The organism is Cobetia sp. Dlab-2-AX, assembly GCF_024124625.1.
Classification (GTDB): Bacteria; Pseudomonadota; Gammaproteobacteria; order Pseudomonadales; family Halomonadaceae; genus Cobetia.
On the sequence record NZ_JAMXRV010000002.1, the window covers coordinates 91,218 to 111,493 of the forward strand.

At 60.9% G+C, this 20,276-nt stretch carries 17 protein-coding genes; 8 read left to right on the forward strand and 9 right to left on the reverse strand.

Going from position 1 to position 20,276, the window contains the following annotated elements:
* Positions 1-9: 9 nt before the first annotated feature.
* The 7 genes from NH396_RS03495 to glnT all read right to left on the reverse strand — a co-directional run bounded on the left by NH396_RS03495 (position 10) and on the right by glnT (position 7,693).
* Positions 10-1,065: a DUF3445 domain-containing protein gene (locus tag NH396_RS03495; protein WP_253061701.1), complete on the reverse strand. Its 1,056-nt coding sequence runs from the start codon at positions 1,063-1,065 to the stop codon at positions 10-12.
* 40 nt (positions 1,066-1,105) lie between these two features.
* Complete coding sequence (locus NH396_RS03500; RefSeq protein WP_253061703.1) at positions 1,106-2,050, reverse strand: PDR/VanB family oxidoreductase; 945 nt, start codon at positions 2,048-2,050, stop codon at positions 1,106-1,108.
* On the reverse strand, positions 2,035-2,721 hold the full coding sequence (locus tag NH396_RS03505; protein WP_253061705.1) for a dimethylamine monooxygenase subunit DmmA family protein: 687 nt from the start codon (positions 2,719-2,721) through the stop codon (positions 2,035-2,037). The genes NH396_RS03500 and NH396_RS03505 overlap by 16 nt, the downstream gene beginning before the upstream one ends.
* Positions 2,722-3,283: 562 nt before the next feature.
* On the reverse strand, positions 3,284-4,624 hold the full coding sequence (locus tag NH396_RS03510) for an FMN-binding glutamate synthase family protein (protein ID WP_253061707.1): 1,341 nt from the start codon (positions 4,622-4,624) through the stop codon (positions 3,284-3,286).
* A gap of 14 nt (positions 4,625-4,638) precedes the next feature.
* Positions 4,639-5,325 carry a protein glxC gene (locus tag NH396_RS03515; protein WP_253061709.1) on the reverse strand — a complete coding sequence of 229 codons (687 nt, stop codon included), beginning with the start codon at positions 5,323-5,325 and terminating at the stop codon, positions 4,639-4,641.
* Entirely contained in the window at positions 5,325-6,242 is a 918-nt protein-coding gene (locus NH396_RS03520) for a glutamine amidotransferase family protein (RefSeq protein ID WP_253061711.1), read from the reverse strand. The genes NH396_RS03515 and NH396_RS03520 overlap by 1 nt, the downstream gene beginning before the upstream one ends.
* A 116-nt stretch (positions 6,243-6,358) precedes the next feature.
* Complete coding sequence (gene glnT, locus NH396_RS03525) at positions 6,359-7,693, reverse strand: type III glutamate--ammonia ligase (protein WP_253061713.1); 1,335 nt, start codon at positions 7,691-7,693, stop codon at positions 6,359-6,361.
* A 676-nt stretch (positions 7,694-8,369) separates the two neighbouring features.
* Here glnT and NH396_RS03530 point away from each other — a divergent pair.
* From NH396_RS03530 to NH396_RS03550, 5 genes are all read left to right on the forward strand, one after another.
* Positions 8,370-9,515, forward strand: coding sequence for an aminomethyltransferase family protein (locus tag NH396_RS03530; RefSeq protein ID WP_253061715.1), 1,146 nt, complete (start codon positions 8,370-8,372; stop codon positions 9,513-9,515).
* Between the two features lie 189 nt (positions 9,516-9,704).
* Complete coding sequence (locus NH396_RS03535; protein ID WP_253061717.1) at positions 9,705-10,538, forward strand: XRE family transcriptional regulator; 834 nt, start codon at positions 9,705-9,707, stop codon at positions 10,536-10,538.
* 64 nt (positions 10,539-10,602) lie between these two features.
* The gene (locus NH396_RS03540) at positions 10,603-11,031 is read left to right on the forward strand and encodes a GNAT family N-acetyltransferase (protein ID WP_253061719.1); all 429 of its coding nucleotides are present in this window, start codon (positions 10,603-10,605) and stop codon (positions 11,029-11,031) included.
* A 502-nt stretch (positions 11,032-11,533) separates the two neighbouring features.
* Positions 11,534-13,009, forward strand: coding sequence for a sodium:solute symporter family protein (locus tag NH396_RS03545; RefSeq protein ID WP_253061721.1), 1,476 nt, complete (start codon positions 11,534-11,536; stop codon positions 13,007-13,009).
* 172 nt (positions 13,010-13,181) lie between these two features.
* Positions 13,182-14,318: a hypothetical protein gene (locus NH396_RS03550; RefSeq protein WP_253061723.1), complete on the forward strand. Its 1,137-nt coding sequence runs from the start codon at positions 13,182-13,184 to the stop codon at positions 14,316-14,318.
* Between the two features lie 78 nt (positions 14,319-14,396).
* Here NH396_RS03550 and NH396_RS03555 read toward each other — a convergent pair whose 3' ends face one another.
* On the reverse strand, positions 14,397-15,464 hold the full coding sequence (locus tag NH396_RS03555; RefSeq protein WP_253061725.1) for a LacI family DNA-binding transcriptional regulator: 1,068 nt from the start codon (positions 15,462-15,464) through the stop codon (positions 14,397-14,399).
* Positions 15,461-16,447 (reverse strand): LysR family transcriptional regulator, encoded by a 987-nt coding sequence (locus NH396_RS03560; protein ID WP_253061727.1) that lies wholly within the window; start codon positions 16,445-16,447, stop codon positions 15,461-15,463. Before NH396_RS03560 ends, NH396_RS03555 begins: the two co-directional genes overlap by 4 nt.
* 148 nt (positions 16,448-16,595) lie before the next feature.
* Here NH396_RS03560 and NH396_RS03565 point away from each other — a divergent pair, with 148 nt between their 5' ends.
* From NH396_RS03565 to NH396_RS03575, 3 genes are all read left to right on the forward strand, one after another.
* On the forward strand, positions 16,596-17,945 hold the full coding sequence (locus NH396_RS03565; RefSeq protein WP_253061729.1) for an aspartate aminotransferase family protein: 1,350 nt from the start codon (positions 16,596-16,598) through the stop codon (positions 17,943-17,945).
* Between the two features lie 101 nt (positions 17,946-18,046).
* Positions 18,047-19,537 carry a CoA-acylating methylmalonate-semialdehyde dehydrogenase gene (locus NH396_RS03570; RefSeq protein ID WP_043332153.1) on the forward strand — a complete coding sequence of 497 codons (1,491 nt, stop codon included), beginning with the start codon at positions 18,047-18,049 and terminating at the stop codon, positions 19,535-19,537.
* A 217-nt stretch (positions 19,538-19,754) separates the two neighbouring features.
* Positions 19,755-20,066, forward strand: a complete 312-nt coding sequence (locus tag NH396_RS03575; RefSeq protein ID WP_043332154.1) for a putative quinol monooxygenase — start codon at positions 19,755-19,757, stop codon at positions 20,064-20,066.
* The last annotated feature ends 210 nt before the right edge of the window (positions 20,067-20,276 follow it).

A 20,276-nucleotide genomic window follows, 5' to 3' on the forward strand; every position in this document is an offset into this window, starting at 1 on the left:
GAGCGTGGCCTAGACCGCTGCCTGGGCCGGCGCCTCGGCCTTGCCCGCGACACTCGCCTCGCGGTTTTCCAGCCACTCGAGCACGCTGGGCAGATAACGCGTCAGTCCCTTGTAGTCGATCAGCTCCGGCGGAAGAGTCTTCAGCACCTTCAACAGCCGCGTCTGCCAGACCGGGTTGGTACACAAGTCTTCCAGACTGATCAGATAGGTGCGGATTCCGAAGAACAGCGCATGACTGCGCGGCATGCGCACCAGCGTCTGCAGCTCGACCCGCAGATGTACATCACGCCCAGCATTCTCTGGCGTGATGGTGGTGCGATCACTGCCCCACTCGGCATAGGTCTCCGGGGAGCTGTCCATGCGCGGATGGATGGTCATGGTCCAGTTCAGGCGCCGCACCGGCCCGCCGACCTGGATGGCGCACAGGTATTTGAGCGCGCGATCGAATACGCCCATCTCATGCGCCAGCGGCACCGGGCCATGCCACTGCTTGAAGCTCATGCCGGCATCGAAGGCCAGTGACCAGTCCGCCGGGCAGGTGATCATGCCGGCATCCATGAAGAGGTCACCGTCACGCTGGTCGAGCAGCGCGATATCGCCCTGCATCTGACGGCCGATATAGTCCAGCGGCGGCAATGGCAGGCTGGCGTCATTACCCATGCAAAAGGCCTGCTCCAGCCCCAGCAGATGGTTGCGCCACACGCAATCATCGCCGTCGCGCTCGAAACTAAATGCTTCGGGATAGTCCTTGGCGTAATGCGTCATCACGAATTCCAGGAAGTCCCAGGTAGCCGGCTGCATATGCGGCATCACCAGGCAGCGCCTGGGATCCTTGGCCAGCACTCGCTCACGCTCGGCGATCTCGCTCAGATAGTGCTCATCGATGTCCAGCATGTGCTCGGTGATGGAACCTGGCTTGCCCGGCAAGGTGTGCGGTTCGATATTGACCGAGTAACGATACTCATCTTCCGGGAACGGAAAGGGAAAACGCTGGATGGCGCAGTCGGAATTCTTGAAGGTGAACTGGCCATGGAAGGCCTGGTCATCCCGTGGGGAAAATTGCATATTCCTGCTCCTTGAGTGTCCATCTCGCCAGAAGACGTTTTCAGAGATCCAGCACCAGCCGTTGACTGCGTGCCCGAGAAACACACGGCATCACACAGCGCTGACCGGCACGCTCCTGTTCATCGAGGAAGGCGTCACGGTGCTCCGCTTCCCCTTCCAGCATCTCGACCCGACACTGTCCGCAGACGCCACCACGACACAGGCTGGTTACCTCGACACCGCTGCGCTCCAACGCTTCCAACAGCGATTCATCCGAACCGACCGCCACTTCGACGCCGCTGGAGCGTGCCACCACCGTGAAGGGAGTTCCCGGTTCCGGGGCAGCAAAGACCTCGTGGTGGATGCGCGCAAGACTCCAGTGCAGCTCGCGTGCCGCTTCCTTCACGGCATCGATCATGGCCTGCGGGCCGCAGAGATAGACGTGCGTGCCGGAGGGCTGGCTCGCCAGCAAGGCCTTCAGATTCGGGCGTTCGAGACGATGCTGGGTGATGTTGCCACTTGCCAGATAGGGCGCTGCCTCCGGGAAGCGGGCGACATCGAGGTCTTGACTGCGCAGGTGCAGCTCCCAGCTTGCGTCACGTCGCTCAAGCTCCGGCAGGTAGGACAGAAACGGCGTGATGCCGATGCCCCCTGCCAACATCAGATGATGGCGTGCCTGCCAGTGCGGCAGAAACAGGTTGGCCGGCGGGCTGAGTTCCAGCTCGTCGCCGACCTGCACGCGGGAATGGATGGCTTCGGAGCCACCACGCGAGACCGGCTGTCGACGCACCGCGATGCAGTAATGCGAGGGATCATCCGGCGGGCTGATCAATGAGTAGGCGTTGCGACACACCCGCCCCTCTCCCGGGATACCCAGCACCACATGACTGCCCGGCGAGAACGGCGTGAAGGGGGAAGCCTCATCGGCAGGCACCAGAGTAAGCCGACGCACGCTGCTGCTGAGCTGATCAACCGCGACGACCCGCGCCTTCATGAAGCGAGACATGGTGTCACCTCCTCTTGTGGGGGAATCTCTCCCGGGGCTTCCGCATCGATTCGCACGCCCATGTAGGCGCCGAGACGCTTGGAAAAATGATCACGCACTTCCAGCATCAGGCCGCAACCATCACAGGCTGACGGCGAGTGGATGACATGCCCACTGACTTGCTGACAGTGCACGCAGAACATATGCCGCCCCAGGGCAGCGACCGGCAGCATCACCATGTCATCCAGCAGCAGCCCCTGCTGCTGAGCCAGATTGGCGACCTGCCACACAAAATGCTCACTGCCGATGATGACCAGACACCCCGTGACACCGATCTCGCTGATGGCGCCGACCACTGCCTCGCAGGCCTTTGGACGGTCATCGACGTCATGCCAGCGATGCAGGCGGGCGTTGTCGGCGGGCCCCGTGGGCAACGCCTCTGTTGCCGGAGCGGATTGCACGGCGCCTCCCACCTCGTGGCTGCCGAGCTGATCGAGCAGCGTACTGATCAGCTGACAATGCAACTGCAGCTGCTGACGGGCGTTGCCCCCCGCCTCACCAGTGCCTGGCAGGCTCTCGGGAGACTGGCACGCCACCAGATAGCGTTGGGCATCGGGCAGCGCCTCGATGCGTGGATAGTGTTGCCGACTTCGAATCCCGGCAGTGACAGAGGATGATTGCGGGCTTTTCATGACACGACCCTGCTCTGAGAAATTGTCCTTGTTGTAATGCCGCCGTCTTGACGATGACGCGCATCCGACTACCACTCAATTTCTTGAGCACATTTCGTGCCATTGACGGCAAATACATTGCTCGATATACCCGAAAAAACCGCCTAAAAACCCCACTTTATATATGAACAAACAATGGGTACATTCACGCACCAAAACAGTACACTAAACTCAGGAAAAACGGCTTGTATTCACCATTATTGCCCTGATTCAACCTCACTCCACAAGCCAACCCCTACGCCTGACATCTTCCTCACTAAACAACCACAATATCCTGAAAGAATAGAAAAATATGCCTTGATAAAATCACGACCTTTCATTCGAAACGACACCATGTGCTACTCCGTCGCCAGCATTCTGACGCGCTTTCGCTTGCATGATATTGGACGGATTCCTTGGTTTGACTCAGCACAAAAGAAAGCGCCTCACCGGAGGGGTGAGGCGCTTTTATGACTCGATATCGTCAGGTCACATTGCCACATCAAACATGCGCAATGGCATACGCACAATAAAGATCATGTCATCAATATCCACCCTGTCCCGGCACCCAGTTGGTGCCCGCCAGCGGCACCCGGGCCATGGCCGCGGCTTCCACGTTCAGGGCGACCAGATCTTCTGGTTCCAGGTGGTGCAGATGCGACTTGCCACAGGCACGTGCCAAAGTCTGGGCTTCCAGTGTCAACACACGCAGGTAGTTGGCCAGACGCTTTCCGGCTGCGGCCGGGTCCAGTCGCTGGCTCAACTCCGGGTCCTGGGTGGAGATACCGGCCGGGCACTTGCCATCCTGGAAGTCATCATAGAAACCGGCGGCGGATCCCAGCTTTTTGTACTCCTCAGCGTAGCGCGGATGGTTGTCGCCCAGCGCAATCAAGGCGGCGGTGCCGATGGCCACGGCGTCGGCACCTAACGCGATCGCCTTGGCCACATCGGCGCCGTTGCGAATCCCGCCGGAGACGATCAGCTGCACCTCACGGTGCAGGCCCATTTCCTGCAGAGCCTGAGTGGCCTGAGGAATGGCGGCCATGGTCGGAATGCCGACGTGTTCGATGAAGACATCCTGAGTGGCGGCGGTACCGCCCTGCATGCCATCCAGCACGATGACATCCGCGCCCGCCTTCACCGCCAACTTGACGTCGTAGTAGGTGCGGGTTGCGCCGATCTTGACGTAGATTGGTACCTGCCAGTCGGTGATCTCACGCAGTTCGGCAATCTTGATCGCCAGGTCGTCCGGGCCGGTCCAGTCCGGGTGGCGACAGGCGCTGCGCTGGTCGATGCCCTGCGGCAGCGTGCGCATGCCCGCGACCCGCTCGGAAATCTTCTGCCCCAGCAACATGCCGCCACCGCCGGGCTTGGCGCCCTGGCCGAGCACGACTTCGATGGCATCAGCCTTGCGCAGGTCGTCCGGGTTCATGCCATAACGTGACGGCAGATACTGATAGACGAGGCGCGAGGACTGACCGCGCTCCTCCGGGGTCATGCCGCCATCGCCGGTAGTGGTAGAGGTGCCAACTTCCGAGGCACCACGTCCTAGCGCTTCCTTGGCCTGGGCGGACAGGGCACCGAAGCTCATGCCGGCGATGGTCACCGGTGTGCTGATCACGACCGGCTTCTTGGCATGACGCGTGCCGAGCACGACTTCGGTCTCACACTTCTCGCGATAGCCTTCCAGCGGATAGCGCGACATGCTGGCACCGAGGAACAGCAGATCATCAAAATGCGGCACCTTGCGCTTGGCGCCCCAGCCACGGATATCGTAGATTCCCGTTTCTGCCGCTCGCTGAATCTCATGGATGGCATCGCGGCCGAAGGTCGCGGATTCGCGCAGTGCCGGGTTATAAGGCTGTGTTTGAGTCTCGTCGGTCATGTTGGGCATCCTGATCAGTAGGCTGAGGCGTTGTCGACCTTGAAGTGATAGAGCTGACGCGCAGATCCATAACGCGTGAAGCTGGCCGGGTCTTCCTCGATTCCGGCACTCGTCAGCAATTCCGCCAGTTCTTCCAGGTGCTCGGAACGCATCTCCTTGGCGACACAATCCGCACCCAGCGATGCGACCGTACCTTTCACATAGATTCGCGCTTCATAGAGCGAATCACCAAGGCCTTCACCGGCATCGCCGCAGACCACCATGCGTCCCGCCTGGCCCATGAACGCACTCATGGCCCCGATGTTGCCCTTGACGACGATATCGACACCCTTCATCGAGATACCGCAGCGCGCCGAGGCATTGCCTTCGATGATCAGCAGGCCGCCGTGCGCGGTCGCGCCCGCGGACTGGGAAGCATCACCCTTCACTCGTACGCAGCCGGACATCATGTTTTCCGCCACCCCGACCCCGGTGTTGCCGTGGATGGTGACGTTGGCCTTCTGGTTCATGCCTGCGCAGTAGTAACCCGCATGGCCATCGATATCGACACTGATGTCGTCATTGATGCCGCAGGCGATGTTGTGGGCGCCGTCGGAATTGACCACTCGCCACTCACGCGCTTCCTTCAGGGTGTCGGCATCGTGCAGGGCCTGGTTCAATTCGCGCAGCCCTTCAACGGCCAGATCGTGTGTCTTCATCATTACGCGGCCTCCGAACGGGCGGTGTCTTTTTCCCACAGATACAGGCGGCCGGGTTCCGGCTCCCACACGCGGGCATCCTTGATGCCCGGCAGACTGGCCAGGGCACGGTATTCCGAGGCCATGGCGACGTAGTCATCGGTCTCGGCGATCACGGCTGGCTTGCAGGCAATCGGGTCACGCACCACGGCGAAGCCATCACGCGTGCCGATGGTGAAGGTGAAGAAGCCATCAAGGTCCTTCAGGGCGCCGGTGATCGCGGCTTCCAGGCTGTCGCCCTGCTCCAGACGCCAGGTCAGGTAGCCGGCGGCAACTTCGGAATCGTTGTCGGTCTCGAAGCTGATGCCTTCACGCTTGAGCTTGGTGCGCAGCCAGTTGTGGTTGGACAGCGAGCCGTTGTGGACCAGGCACAGGTCGCGCCCGGTGGAGAACGGGTGACTGCCCTGCAGGGTCACAGCGCTTTCGGTCGCCATGCGGGTATGGCCGATGATGTGGCTGCCCTGCATGCCCTTGAGGCCATAGAGGCTGGCGATATGGGCCGGCAGGCCCACCGCCTTGAGGATCTCGATGCTCTGCCCCACGCTCAGCACGCGAATCTGCGGGGCGCTGTCGGCAAGCCAGCTGCGCACGGCGCTCTCTTCCCCGGCGATCTTGAACACGGCGACACTGGCATTGCTGAACCAGTCCGCCACCGTGCCGACCTGCTCGCCCAAGCCTCTGGCGATCGCTTCCCAATCCTCATCGGCACCATCGCTTTGCAGCGTCAGCTTGATGCCAGCGTCGAATTCGTCGCCATAGATGGCGAAGCCGGCGCTGTCCGGGCCGCGATCGGTCATCGCGATCAACATCGGCTCGAACAGCTCCCCCAGGCGCGATTCCAGCGCCGGGTTCTTGAGATATAGTCCTACGATTCCACACATGGTGATGTCCTCTCACGGGCAGGAGGCGTCTCCTGCTTGTTATCTTGAGCGTGGTAGTGAGGTGGTGACCCTCGTCAGGCATGACCCGCGATATCCACGAGCGCCACCGGATGAGGTCAGAAGAATTCGGCGTAGCGCTGGACTTCCCAGGCACTGACCTGCGCGTTGTAATCCAGCCATTCCTCGCGCTTGAGACGCATGAACTCGGCGCAGATTCCCTCGCCCAGGCTCTCGCGCAGAATGCTGTCCGCCTCGAGCGCATCGATGGCCAGCGCCAGATTCTGCGGCAGTTTCTCGATGCCCTTTTCGGCGCATTCACTCGGGGTCAGCGAGTAGAGATTGATGTTGTGTGCAGTGCCCGGATCCAGCTTGCGTGCCACGCCATCCAGTCCCGCCGCGATGATGGCGGCGTGGACGAGATAGGGGTTGCAGCCGGCGTCCGGTAGGCGGAACTCAAGGCGGCCGTAGGGTACACGCACCATGGCCGAACGGTTGTTGTCGCCATAGGCGACGAAGACCGGCGCCCAGGTCGCGCCGCTGGTGCTGCCACCACCGACCAGACGCTTGTAGGAATTGACGGTCGGCGCGGCAAAGGCACACAGTGCTGGGGCATGTGCCAGGAGACCACCGAGGAAATGGTACGCCAGCGGCGACAGGCCCATGCCCTGGGCGTCGGAATCATCGCCGAACAGGTTGCGGCCGGTGTCATCGCAGATGGACAGGTGGAAGTGCATGCCGTTGCCCGGGCGGTCTGCCAGCGGCTTGGGCATGAAGGAGCACACCATACCCAGATCATTGGCGATCTCGCCGGCGGCCATGCGCACGAAGGTGAAGCGGTCTGCCGAGGTCAGCGCATCGCTGTAGGTGTAGTTGATCTCGAACTGGCCGTTGGCGTCCTCGTGATCGATCTGATAGACGTCGAAGTCCACCGCTTGCAGCGATTCGACCAGACGTTCGAGGAATTCCCGCGAACGCGACAGACCCTTGTAGTCATAGCAGGGCTTGGCGAGGGTATCGCTCTCGTCCACCGGCAATAGCTCACCCGCTTCCCCCCGACGGAATAGTGAGAATTCTGGCTCCAATCCGCTATTGAGCGTCCAGCCCTTCTCCTTCAAACGCTCTAGCTGCTTGAGCAGCACCACGCGGCTATCATTGGCGAACGGCTCACCATTGACGTAGCCATCGCAAGCCATGCGTGCATAACCCGGCTGCCACGGCACCAGCGACAACGAGCTCAGATCTCCCCGCGCCAAGAAGTCCGGCCCCTCCGGGGACATACCGAGACCACTGACGGCGAAGCCGGCAAAGCCGGCGCCCTTCTCGACCACATCCATCAGGCAATTGGCCGGCACGGACTTGGTCTTGGCAGCGCCATGAATATCCACGAACTGCGCCAGCAGATAGCGAATGTCGTGATCCTTGATGAACTGTTGCGCGTTTTCGGGTGACATCTGGGTTTCCTCTGAGAGCGGACCGGGTTCCATCTCCCTCGACACTGTCTGCCACCCCGGGGAACCTGACCCCTTGTGGTGACTCGCCACGTCAAGATAGCGGATGAAACGATTTTTGTGATTCCTGCTGGTCAACTTTATTTCCCTCAAAGAAAAGCATGCGGCATGCCATTTCGCCAGTTGCCGCCCGGAACTTTTCATCAACCTCCTGTTTTGCATGGAAATTTATTTTCCAAGTCCATTTCACCCCACAGGAAACGCCAGGTGATCCTGAGTGAATTCCCGCCCGTTTCTCGAAATAGGCATCATTTCGGTGCCCAAAGCTCTCTCTTCGCACCAGCATGACGCAAAACGCTAATATTCACGCCCGAATTCGTGCTGCCAATTGGCGCCTGACTCGCTCAAGGGCTGCCGTGGCCATGGCCTTTGACGGAATTGGCAAGCCCCTTGCTTAACCATGAGGAATGTTTCTTTCCTTCCAAGAATCGACCCTCGTACGATCAAGCAAGGCAAGCAGCAGGCACAAGCCCTTGTGAAGCGCCTGAAGAGGCGCCTGACAAGGCGAAAGAACAACAACACCTCCTGCGGCGGATGCGCGTCTTGCGCGCCATCATCAGCAGGACTACGGCACCCCCCACTTACGCTAGGCAGCACGACTCACAGGAGAAAGGGACGCATGGCGAATTCATGGCGCATCTCGGCACTGGCCGAACAACACCGCAAGCTGGGCGCGGAGCTGGAAGACTGGAATGGCATGGGCACCGCCTGGAATTACGCCGTCTCGGAGACGGCCGATGACCACGAGACCATCCGCACCCGCGCCGGATTGATGGATGTCTCGGGACTCAAGAAGATCCACTGCAATGGCCCGCATGCCCAGGCCGTGCTGGATTACGTCACCACGCGCGACATGTCCAAGCTGTATCCGGGCAAATCGGTGTACGCCAGCGTCTTGAATGAGGCAGGCAAGTTCGTCGACGACTGCATCGTCTATTGTCTGGCGCCGAACTCTTACCTCGTAGTGCACGGCACAGGTACCGCGAATGAAATGCTGGCCAAGAGTGCCCTGGGGCGCGCCGTCAGCCTGACCTTCGATGACGACATGCATGACATGTCACTGCAGGGGCCGGTCGCGGTGGATTTCCTGGAGCGTCACGTACCAGGTGTTCGTGAGCTGCGTTACTTCCACCATCTGCAGACCCAGCTATTTGGCTACCACGTGATGATCTCGCGCACCGGCTACACCGGCGAGCGTGGCTACGAGATCTTTTGCAAGGCGAAGGACGCCCCCTCTCTGTGGGAGAAAATTCTCGAGGACGGCGCCGACATGGGCATCAAGCCGTGCAGTTTCGGTACCCTTGACTGGCTGCGGGTCGAGAGCCACCTGCTGTTCTACCCGGCGGACAATTCCGAAACCTACCCCTATCCTGATCAGCCGGTGGGCGACACCCTGTGGGAGCTGGGCCTGGACTTCACAGTCTCGCCGGGCAAGACCGAATTCCGTGGCGCCAGCGAACACTTCGCGCTGCAGGGCAAGGAGCGTGTCAAGGTCTATGGCGTGCTGCTGGATTCGAGAGACGTCGCCCAGATCGGTGACAAGATCTACGCCGACGGCAAGTGTGTCGGTGTCATCACCCAGGGCATGTACTCGCGCCTGAGCGATCGTTCCATGGCCCTGGCACGTCTCGAACCCGGCTATGCCGAGCATGGCACTCCGCTGACCCTCAAGACCGGCACTGACGGCGAGACCAGCCTCTCGGCCATCAGCCACTCCCTGCCCTTCGATGACCCGGAAAAGGCCAAGCGACTGGCGCGCGGCTGATCGCGCGCCATAGCCACGAGGCAACAGCTCAAGCCCCGAGGCGACAGCGCGAATCGCGTGATGCTGGATTGCGTGAAACCTGAGAGGCCTCCTCGGCATGACGTCGAGGAGGCCTCTTGCATCAGATGCCATGGAGTCAGGACGAGGACTGGCCACAAACGTGGATGAGGGTTGGCGGTAAACTTGATAATGTCACCCAATATCCGCACGCGGGTGACGCGCAACGACTCCCACAAGGACGCGTATTCTCACCCCGCCTGCCCATTCCTATCGCATTCACCTCCGCCACAGGAGTTATCCATGCCGCGAGAATCCTCCAGTACTCCCGACACACCTCAAGCGAAGGTGTCTGACACCAAATCCTCTGACACGAATTCCCCTGCGCTGGCCGCGAAACCTGCCGCGCAGTCCGAGGTGAAAGAGACCATCACCGCGGCAGCCGACGAGACACGCCTGGGACTTGAGCAGCACATCGCGCGCGCGCTCAAGCAGCAGCGCGTTTCACAGGGCTACAAGATTTCCGATGTCTCGCGTATCGCTGGGATCAGTCAAGGCATGATCAGCAAGGTGGAAAACGCTCAGGTATCCACCAGCCTCGATACCCTCAACAAGCTTTGCAATGCCTTAAGCCTGCCGATCTCAAAGCTGTTCAGCGATTACGATGTCAATGGGCGTGGCGCACAGCACATCAGGGCCGGGCAAGGCATGCAGGTGGTGCGTACCGGCACGGAAGTCGGCCATGCCTATCAATTATTGAGCTACAAGCAGGGACCAAAGAAACGCTACGAACCCTTCCTGATCACCATGGATGACGCCAGCGAAGTCTTTCCCAACTTCTGTCATGCCGGCCATGAGTTCATCTACCTGCTCTCAGGTCGTCTCACTTATCGTCATGGCGACAGGTTCTACGATATGGAACCTGGCGACAGTCTGGCCTTCGATGCCGGTGTGCCGCATGGTCCCGAGAAATTGAACGAGGTACCGATTCAGCTGCTGTCGATCATTCACTATGACGATGAATGAGCCTCTCTGACGAATGAGACCCTCGAACATCCATCATCATCGTCATGGGGACTGGGCAACATCAATGAAGATTCGCCTTGCCACACCCGAGGATGCCCAGGGAATTTCACGCGTCGCGTCCGCACTGGGCTATCTGCCCCACGACGATGATGCGTTGATCCTGCAGCGACTGGAGCACCTGTTGGCTTCTCAGTATGACCGCATCTGGGTAGCGGAACAGGCGGGGATAGTGATTGGCTGGCTGCACGCCCAGCACGTCTTTCGTGTCGCTTCAGCCGATTTCATCGAGATACTGGGCCTGTCCGTCGCCCAGGAGGCGCAACGACAAGGCGCAGGGCGGGCATTGGCCAGGCAGGCCATTGCCTGGGCATCGGACGAGGCGCTGACCCTGCGAGTTCGCACCCATGAGGCGCGCGATGTCGCCAGGAAATTCTATGCCGCCTGCGGCTTTACGCTGGCCAAGACACAGTGCGTCTTTCAGATGACCCCGTGATTCTGCCCGCCTCCCTGACCGAGCTCGCCCCGAGTTCATGCCCTGCCATGCCCCGCAGGCCGAAGAAAAAATCGCCTGCCTCGCCACCTTGCGAGATGTGTCCTGCATAGCCCTTCCTTCATTCGGCAGTCGTATCGCCTGAATGGCATCAGAGCTGTCGCCGTTTCCTCCAGTTACGGCACCTGTTTTCTGAGCGAAGAGGCATGTGGATGACGCTTCTTGCATGACTCTCCTCCCCACGAGAATCTTGCCATCGCGCCGGCATGAGACTTTCGTCCATCGGTGAAATTTGTTTTTGACAGCGCCTTTTTCTCGGCTAGATTGAGTCGATGTAACGGGTTACATTCAAAGGCAAGACATGGCTGTCCCGGCCATGTCCGCTACCTGCCCCACTGCGCCATCCCCGACAATCAGAGGGTCGTTTCAGTCCCTGCAACACCACGTACGCTCTGCTTCATGCACGCCCTTCATAGAACAATCAACAATAAACGGAGACTCGACTATGGCTTGGTACTACTCCTATATCATTGGCTATTTCGTGATCATGTTCGCGATCGGCTACTACTACTTCCGCAAGGTGAAGACCTCTGACAGCTATCTGATTGCCGGCTGGAACATGGGCTACTGGAAGATCACCGGCACCACCATCAGCACCTGGTGTGGCGCGGCAGCCTTCATCGGCTGGATGGGCATGGGCTTTTCCAAGGGGCTCTCCGGCTACTTCATGTTCGCCCTGCCCGGCATCATCGCGAGCCTGATGCTGGTCATCTTCTTCAGCCGCCCGCTGCGGCGCAAGAAGCTCTATACCTTGGCAGACCTGTTCGGACGCCGTTTCGGCCGCAAGGCCAGTCTGTTTCCCTCGTGCTTCTCGGCTTTCATCTACTCGGTGCCTGCCACCGCGATCCAGATCATCGGCATGAGCACCATTCTCACCGTGGTGCTGGGGCTGGAGTTCAATACCGCCATCTTCGTGTCATTTGCGCTGATTCTCGGTTTCACCATTCTGGGAGGACTTGAAGCCGCCATCGTCACCGATGCCCTGCAGAGCATCCTGTTGATCGCCGGCATCATGGTGCTGGGCTTCACAGCGCTCAGCTATGCCGGAGGCCTGGAACATGCCCTGCTCAATACGCCGATCGAGTTTCTGGCCCCGCTGCCGGAAGGCAAGACGATGGAGGTAGTGACCTTCGCGCTGACGGTGGCGCCGTTCTATCTCGTCTGGCAGTGCACCTGGCAGCGTATCTTTGCCTCCGAGAGTGAGGACGTGGCCATCAAGGCCGGCGTGTCAGGCTTCTCGATCGTGATGCTGATTTCCTTCCTGCCCTATTGCATCGGCGTGCTGGCGCGTCAATTCGTGCCGCTGGATACCTCGGCCGACCACGTCTTCTCCTACGTCACCATGCAGTTGCTGCACCCGGCCATCGGCGGGCTGGTCATCGTCGGCCTGCTGGCCGCCCTGATGACCTCGGCGGACTCCTACATCCTGCAGGGCAGCTCCAATCTGGCGCATGACCTCTACGGCAACTTCATCAATCGTCAGGCCAACGAGAAGCAGAAGATGGCCTCGGCACGTCTGAGTGTCGTCGTCATCAGCGTGCTGGGACTGGGCGTCACCTTCCTGATGACCGACATCATCTCGGCCTACCAGTGGGCGCTGCGTATCTCAGCCACCACGCTGATCTTCCCGTTCTTCGCGGTGATGTTCTGGAAGCATGCGACGTCCAAGGGCTGCATCAGCAGCATGGCGAGCGCCCTGAGCGTCACTGCTCTCTGGCCGCTGCTGTCGACCGACATAGACCCCGCCTACCCGGGCTTTTTGACCTCGCTGGTGGTGCTAGTGATCGTCAGCAAGCTGACCCGCCATAGCCCCAGCGAGGATGTTGCGGCCTATTACTGGGACGGCGCCGATTCACAGGCCACAAGCGTCGCATCGAGCACTTCCAAAGCGGATCTCGCGCTGACCTCGAAAGTTGGCTGAGCGAGCCTGAATCGCAAGAACCAGAACGAGAGTAAGTGGCTCGGGGCTTGTTGCTGCCACGAGCCGCTGCTTGAAGTCTGGTACCTGCCCCCGCTTGCTTGTGATCCCTCCATTTGCTGACTGATCAGCAGAGCTGTTATTTCGGCCCGCTGTCATCACAAGGACGCCACACATGACCCGAGCAGCACAGACTTCCCACAGCGCCGCCATGCCAGCCGCCCATCGTGTCAATAACCCCTACGCCCCACTGAGCGAGTCAGAGCCTCAGTCCGGCACGCGCTGGCTCAAGGGCAATATCCATGTACACACCTGCGAAGCGCTCGATGAGAGCATTTCGATGGACCGGATTCATGGCAAGGACCATGACGAAGTGATCCGGCGCTCACAGACCGCTCCCTTCCACTTCGATTTCGTGTGCACCTCGGTTCACCCCTACCTCAACAATATCGAGCTGTTCTCACGCGGCGAGCAGCGTGATGACTTCGTGGTGATTCCGGGACGCGAGATCCAGAACGACACTATCGACGATGGCGGCTATCTCGACGGCTATTTCGCCGGCGAGCATTCGAAATATCTGCATGTGCTGAGCATGGGAAAGGTCGGCGGTCTGTCGATCTGCGCCCACCCCAACTTCTTCGAGACCACTCGCCCGCGCGAAGGCGGCGAATGGACACAGATCAAGAAGACGCTCCTAAACCCGTGTGTCCGCCTCGCGGAGATGAACATCATGGGCATGGAGGTCTACAACGGCCTTTCCATCCTGGAAGAACACATGGGGGAGAAGCCCTACGCGCCACACATGGCAGAGCCCTGCTGGGATGATCTGCTCTGCGAGGGGGTGCGTTGTGCCGGCTTTGCCGGCAATGACGAGTTCTATCGTGAACAGTACATCTACGAGAACTATGCCCCCCTCGGCTTCATCATGGTGGAGGCCGCCCTGACCGAAGTGGATATCCTGCGCAACGTGAAGCGTAACCGGTTCTATGCCAGCACCGGGGTCGTGCTGGCCGATACACCACTGGCAATGTCTGAACAGCAGGAACGCTACACCTTTCGCGTCTGCGCACAGGACAAGGTGAAGTGGAAGGCGATGGTGCAGCGAGGCATGGCCCCCACAGACGCAGGCGAGCCAGAGGCGCCGCAGCTGATCGAGATCACGGCCCCCACCGCTGCTGCAGAGTGGGAGCTGGAGCTGGACGGCGACTGGAAGTACGTGCGCTTTCAGGCCGAGTCGCTGGACAACTCCCTGCATCGCGCCTGGTTGCAGCCGATCTACGGTCCGGGCTGGGTCGACTACAAGACGCTGTGAGCCAGGCAGTGTGAGTCAGGCAGTGTGAGTCAGGCCCCGAGAATCAAGCCCCGAGAATCAGACCCCGCGAGCAGGTGCTCAGTCCGGACTGGGCGCCGGGCCTGCACTGCCGCGAATCGCTAGCGACGCGTCCAGCAAGCGTGACGTCAAGGGCGCGTCGTCCTCGAGATGGCGGATCAACGCCTGGGCGATCACTTCGCCCATCTCCTCCACCGGCAGGTCTACCGTCGTCAGCGGTGGATTGAAAAACTCCGCCATTTCCAGGTCATCGAATCCCACCACCGAGACCTGTTGCGGCACACGAATTCCCCGCCGCTGCAGTGCCAGCATGGCACCACTGGCCAGTACATCATTGAGGCACATCACGGCGGTGATGCCATCCCGCAGGCCGCCTTGCCCTTCGCCATCGAGCGCGCCCCCAGCCTCACAATGAAGCTCGCCTATCGCGGCACTCGCCCCGGCGGTGGTGATATCGACGAACTGATCATGTTCGCGATCGGTGCGGGCGGCCTCCAACGCCTGCAATGCGGCAACGGCGCCGTCGTAGCGCAGGCGCGCGCGGTCGTTGTGAGCCAACGGTTCGGAGAGGATCACGATACGCTGATGCCCCAGGGACATCAGATACTCCGCCAGCGCCTTGGCCAGGCCATAGTTGTCATAGCCCACCGTGATCAACGGCGAGTCCGGCAGGTAGATGCTGTTGAAGACCACCGGCACCGAGAAGCGTGACAGGTAGTCCAGTGTCTCGGCGGCATGACTGCCACCGGGCAGAATCACGGCGTCCACCCCCATGTTGACCAGCTCGCGTACCTTGTCGAATTCCGTCACCCGCCCTTTCTGAGTGGTCGTCACCAGCAGGCTGTAGTGCGCCCGCGCCAGCGCGCCTTCCAATGCATCGATGAACTTGGCGTAGATCGGGTTCTCGAAGGTCGGGATCACGATTCCCAGAGTGCGCGACTGATGCTGAGACAGCACACGCGCGGCATTATTGGGCAGGAAATCGAGGGCGTCGGCCGCCGCCAGCACCTTGTCGGCCGTCTTCTTCATCACCTTTTCGGGATTGTTGAGTACCCGTGAGACCGTCGCGACCGACACCCCCGCCAGCTGGGCGACTTCCCTGACCCCGGCACGCCTGGGCTTGTTCATGGCTTGCTCTCCCTCGCCGCCTGCGCTCTTCGGGCCGGTTTCGCCTGGCGCAGGGCGTCCAGCTCCGTCAGATAACGTTCCAGCACCAGATTGGGTGGGCGACTCTTGCGCGTGATGGCGCTGTAATAAGTGACATAGGAATTGGCCACCGGACTGAGCGCCTGCATCTGGCCATCGCGCACCCAGCGCTCGGCATAGTGGGTGGGCAGATAGCCGAGATAGCGCCCGGAAAGCACCAAAAAGGCGATGCCCTCGCGGTCAGTCGCGGAAGCGGCGGCTTTGAGCGGTTCATGCAGCGCCTTGATCGCAGGCGTCTGCGCGTAGGCCGGTAGCACCGCATCATGCTGGCGAATCTCTTCCTCACCCACCGGACGCCCCCGCGCAAGGGTATCGCCCGCGCGGGGCTCGCGAAACAGCGCGTGGCCCCGCGCGCAGTAAAGGCAGGAGGTTTCCTCATAGAGCGAGCGATACTCGAGCCCCGGCAGCGTCTTGAGCGTCGGGATCACCCCGGTATGCAGGCGGCCATCCAGCACGGCACGCTCGATCTCGTTGGGGGGAATCATGCGGATGTTGATCATCACCTCCGGGCCGTGGCCCTTCAGCGCACTCAGCGCATCCGTGATGTGCATCTCGGGCATGGTGACCAGATTGTCGGTGATGCCGATGTTCAGCTCGCCCTTGAGCCAGGCATGCAGACCATTGATGCGTGTGCGAAAGCCCTCTGCCGCCGCCAGCATCTGCATCACAGCTTCATGCACGTCTCTTCCCTCATTGGTGAGCGCGAAACCACTGCGCCCGCGCTGACAGAGCTTGAGGCCCAACCGCGTCTCCAGGTCACTCATCGCCATGCTGATGGCGGAGCGACTGATATTGAGCTCGATCTCGGCCGCCGAGAAACCGCCGCACTCCACCACCTTGCGAAAGATGCGCAGCAGACGCAGATCGGCATCGCCAAGCTGCCCCCTCATGCCGTCCTTGCGCATGGTCTGCCCTCCTGAATTCCACGACATAGAAAGTTAAGTAAATGCTTTCCTGAAGATAAAGACAATGACATTTATCTTACCAAAAGGACTTCCTAATCTAGTCGACAGGAGCCGAGAACCAACAACAACACACTCTGTGGGAGACATCATGACCGCCTTCGATACATCCCCTTCCGCTCAGGCAGGGTTGAGCCAGGAGCAGCTCGATGCCTACTGGATGCCCTACACGGCCAACCGCCAGTTCAAGCAGGACCCACGCATCATCACCAAGGCGCAGGGAGCCTACTTCACGGACTCCCAGGGCCGTCAGATCTTCGATGGCCTGTCGGGTCTCTGGACCTGCGGTGCCGGCCATTGCCGCCCGGAAATCGCCGAGGCGGTCAGCACGCAGCTGCGCGAGCTGGATTACGCGCCCGCCTTCCAGTACGGCCATCCCAAGGCCTTCGAGCTGGCGCACCGCATCAAGACGCTGATGCCCGAGGGGCTGGATCACGTCTTCTTCACCGGCTCCGGCTCCGAGAGTGCCGACACCTCACTGAAGATCGCGCGTGCCTACTGGCGCAAGAAAGGCAAGCCGACCAAGACCAAACTGATCGGGCGCAGCAAGGGCTATCACGGCGTCAACTTCGGGGGCTTCAGCGTCGGTGGCATCGGGGCCAACCGCTCGCTCTACGGCCAGGGGGTCGATGCCGATCACCTGCCGCATACCCTGCTCAAGGAAAATGTCTTCACGCCCGGCATGCCCAAGACCGGTGCCGAGCGCGCCGATGAGCTGCTGGAGCTGATCGCGCTGCATGATGCCTCCAATATCGCCGCCGTCATCGTCGAGCCGATGGCAGGCTCCGCCGGCGTGCTGCCACCGCCAGTAGGCTATCTCAAACGCCTTCGCGAGATATGCGACCAGCACGACATCCTGTTGATCTTCGATGAGGTCATCACCGGCTTCGGACGCATGGGCGCCATGAGCGGCGCCGAGGAATTCGGGGTCACGCCGGACATCCTCAACGTCGCCAAGCAGATCACCAATGGCGCGGTGCCGATGGGCGCCGTGGTCGTCAAGGGCGACATCTACCAGACCTTCATGGACAACGGCGGCCCCGACTACATGATGGAGATTCCCCACGGCTACACCTACTCCGGTCACCCGGTGGCGTGTGCCGCGGCGCTGGCAGCCCTCGACGTGCTCGAGAACGACCAGCTCATCTCCCGCGTCCGCGAGCTGAGTCCGGTATTCGAGAAGAAGCTGCACGAGCTCAAGGGCACACGCTACATCAGCGACATCCGCAACTACGGTCTGGCCGGTGCGCTACAGGTCGAGGCCTATCCCGGCGAGCCGGCGCGTCGCCCGTATGAGATTGCCATGCACTGCTGGAAGGCCGGTTTCTATGTCCGTTACGGCGGCGACACCATCCAGCTGGGCCTGCCGTTCATCACCGAACACGACGAGCTGGACCGCCTGATCAATGCCCTCGGCGATGCCTTCGCCGCCCAGGACTGACGGTCGACGCTCAAGGCTGACCATCAACATTCAGAACTGACGATCAACACTACTTCATTCATCGCCATTCATTTCACAAGTCATCTCAGGGAGCCCATCCAATGAAGACGCTCGGACACCTCATCAACGGCAACATCGATCACAGCGAAGGCCGTACCCAGGACATCTTCAATCCCTCCACCGGCGAAGTCGGCGGTCAGGTGCGTCTGGCCAGCAAGGCGACGGTCGAAGAAGCCATCGCGGCCGCCGAGGCCGCCTTCCCGGAATGGCGCAACACGCCGCCGATCAAGCGCGCCCGAGTGATGTTCCGCTTCAAGCAGCTGCTGGAAGAACACGCCGACGAGATCGCCCGCCTGATCGGTCAGGAGCACGGCAAGATCTGTCACGATGCGCTGGGCGAATTGCAGCGCGGCATCGAGAATGTCGAATATGCCTGCAGCGCCCCGGAACTGCTCAAGGGCGAGCACAGCCGCAATACCGGCCCGGGCATCGATTCCTGGAGCGAATTCCAGCCGCTGGGCGTGGTTGCCGGCATCACGCCGTTCAACTTCCCGGCCATGGTACCGCTGTGGATGTACCCGATGGCGATCGCCTGTGGCAACACCTTCGTCCTCAAGCCCTCCGAGCGCGACCCGACTTCCACGCTGTTCATCGCCGAGCTGCTGATGGAGGCCGGACTGCCGGCCGGCGTCATGAATGTCGTCAATGGCGACAAGGAAGCCGTCGATACGCTGCTGGACGACCCGCGCATCCAGGCAGTCAGCTTCGTCGGTTCCACCCCGATCGCTGAATACATCTACAGCCGCGCCGCGGCCAACGGCAAGCGCTGTCAGGCCCTCGGTGGCGCCAAGAACCACGCCATCGTGATGCCGGACGCCGACATGGAATACGTGGCCAACTCACTGAATGGCGCCGCCTTCGGCTCTTCCGGTGAGCGCTGCATGGCACTGTCCGTCGCAGTGGCCGTGGGCGATGACGCCGCCGACAAGCTGATAGCGCAGATGAAGCAGCAGATGGAAGGCCTCAAGGTCGGCATCTACAGCGACAAGGGCAATGATTTCGGCCCGCTGATCACCGCGGCCCATCGTGACAAGGTGGTCGGCTACATCGACAGCGCCGAGCAGCAAGGCGCGACGGTGGTGGTCGATGGCCGCAATCCGCAGGTCGAAGGCGGCGAGAACGGCTTCTTCGTCGGCGGCACCCTGATCGATGGCGTCACCCCGGAGATGACCTGCTACCAGGAAGAGATCTTCGGCCCGGTGCTGCTGGTCGTGCGCGCCGATTCGATGGAAGCCGCCATGCAGCTGATCAATGATCACGAATACGGCAACGGCACCTGCATCTACACCCGTGATGGCGAAGCCGCCCGCTACTTCAGTGATCACATCCAGGTCGGCATGGTCGGCATCAACGTGCCGCTGCCGGTACCGGTCGCCTATCACAGCTTCGGCGGCTGGAAGCGCTCGCTGTTCGGCGATCTGTCCGCCTACGGCCCGGACGCGGTGCGCTTCTACACCCGCCGCAAGACCATCACCCAGCGCTGGCCTTCCGCCGGTCTGCGTGAAGGCGCCCAGTTCGCCTTCCCGTCCTGATCCATCGCCTTCCTGTTCTGATCCGCGGATCATCGTCTGATGACAACTGCGCCGGACAGCCCTGCTGTCCGGCGCTTTCGTGTGCTCATCACGCGGGGTCATGCCGGCAGTCAGCCCCTGCCCCTTGCAGTGGCCAAAAACGGCTCCACATAGTCAGGACATCTCATCACGAGAATCCCGACAACATCGGCGGTCAGCACCGTCACAAGGAGCCAAGATGATCTGGGTAATCGCCACCGTTACCGCCAAGGAAGGCCACGTTCAGGATGTCTTCAATGAACTCTGCGCCGTCGCCCCCACCGTGCGCGAGGAAGATGGCTGCCACGCCTACCACCCGTGTCTGGACTCCGAACGCGCCGCCGACAAGGACAACGACCCACGCCCCGACACCATCACGGTGGTGGAAGCCTGGGAATCCCACGATGCGCTGCAGGCCCACCGTGAGACCGAACACATGCAGCGCTTCCGCGACAACGCCGGTGACTGGATCGCCGATGGCGATATCCGCATCCTGAGCCCGGCGGGCTGATAGCCAGAACAGCATTGGGAAAGACCCAAAAAAGCCCGGCCTCCTGGAGGCCGGGCTTTTTCGTGAGATACCGATGAGCAATATCCGCTAACAGCTTTGCCTGCCGCCCACCATTGAACACAGGTGCACCCCGTCTGATCTGACAAGGCAACCCATGTAGCTACACAACTCACAAGACACAGTACTTGATGCACGACCTGGATTCACAGA

What these genes read in the sequence shown, in the direction of transcription:
- NH396_RS03495 (WP_253061701.1), bottom strand. Translation starts at nt 1,065, where the DNA reads ATGCAATTTTCCCCACGGGATGACCAGGCCTTCCATGGCCAGTTCACC.
- NH396_RS03500 (WP_253061703.1), bottom strand. Translation starts at nt 2,050, where the DNA reads ATGTCTCGCTTCATGAAGGCGCGGGTCGTCGCGGTTGATCAGCTCAGC.
- NH396_RS03505 (WP_253061705.1), bottom strand. Translation starts at nt 2,721, where the DNA reads ATGAAAAGCCCGCAATCATCCTCTGTCACTGCCGGGATTCGAAGTCGG.
- NH396_RS03510 (WP_253061707.1), bottom strand. Translation starts at nt 4,624, where the DNA reads ATGACCGACGAGACTCAAACACAGCCTTATAACCCGGCACTGCGCGAA.
- NH396_RS03515 (WP_253061709.1), bottom strand. Translation starts at nt 5,325, where the DNA reads ATGATGAAGACACACGATCTGGCCGTTGAAGGGCTGCGCGAATTGAAC.
- NH396_RS03520 (WP_253061711.1), bottom strand. Translation starts at nt 6,242, where the DNA reads ATGTGTGGAATCGTAGGACTATATCTCAAGAACCCGGCGCTGGAATCG.
- glnT (WP_253061713.1), bottom strand. Translation starts at nt 7,693, where the DNA reads ATGTCACCCGAAAACGCGCAACAGTTCATCAAGGATCACGACATTCGC.
- NH396_RS03530 (WP_253061715.1), top strand. Translation starts at nt 8,370, where the DNA reads ATGGCGAATTCATGGCGCATCTCGGCACTGGCCGAACAACACCGCAAG.
- NH396_RS03535 (WP_253061717.1), top strand. Translation starts at nt 9,705, where the DNA reads ATGTCACCCAATATCCGCACGCGGGTGACGCGCAACGACTCCCACAAG.
- NH396_RS03540 (WP_253061719.1), top strand. Translation starts at nt 10,603, where the DNA reads ATGAAGATTCGCCTTGCCACACCCGAGGATGCCCAGGGAATTTCACGC.
- NH396_RS03545 (WP_253061721.1), top strand. Translation starts at nt 11,534, where the DNA reads ATGGCTTGGTACTACTCCTATATCATTGGCTATTTCGTGATCATGTTC.
- NH396_RS03550 (WP_253061723.1), top strand. Translation starts at nt 13,182, where the DNA reads ATGACCCGAGCAGCACAGACTTCCCACAGCGCCGCCATGCCAGCCGCC.
- NH396_RS03555 (WP_253061725.1), bottom strand. Translation starts at nt 15,464, where the DNA reads ATGAACAAGCCCAGGCGTGCCGGGGTCAGGGAAGTCGCCCAGCTGGCG.
- NH396_RS03560 (WP_253061727.1), bottom strand. Translation starts at nt 16,447, where the DNA reads ATGCGCAAGGACGGCATGAGGGGGCAGCTTGGCGATGCCGATCTGCGT.
- NH396_RS03565 (WP_253061729.1), top strand. Translation starts at nt 16,596, where the DNA reads ATGACCGCCTTCGATACATCCCCTTCCGCTCAGGCAGGGTTGAGCCAG.
- NH396_RS03570 (WP_043332153.1), top strand. Translation starts at nt 18,047, where the DNA reads ATGAAGACGCTCGGACACCTCATCAACGGCAACATCGATCACAGCGAA.
- NH396_RS03575 (WP_043332154.1), top strand. Translation starts at nt 19,755, where the DNA reads ATGATCTGGGTAATCGCCACCGTTACCGCCAAGGAAGGCCACGTTCAG.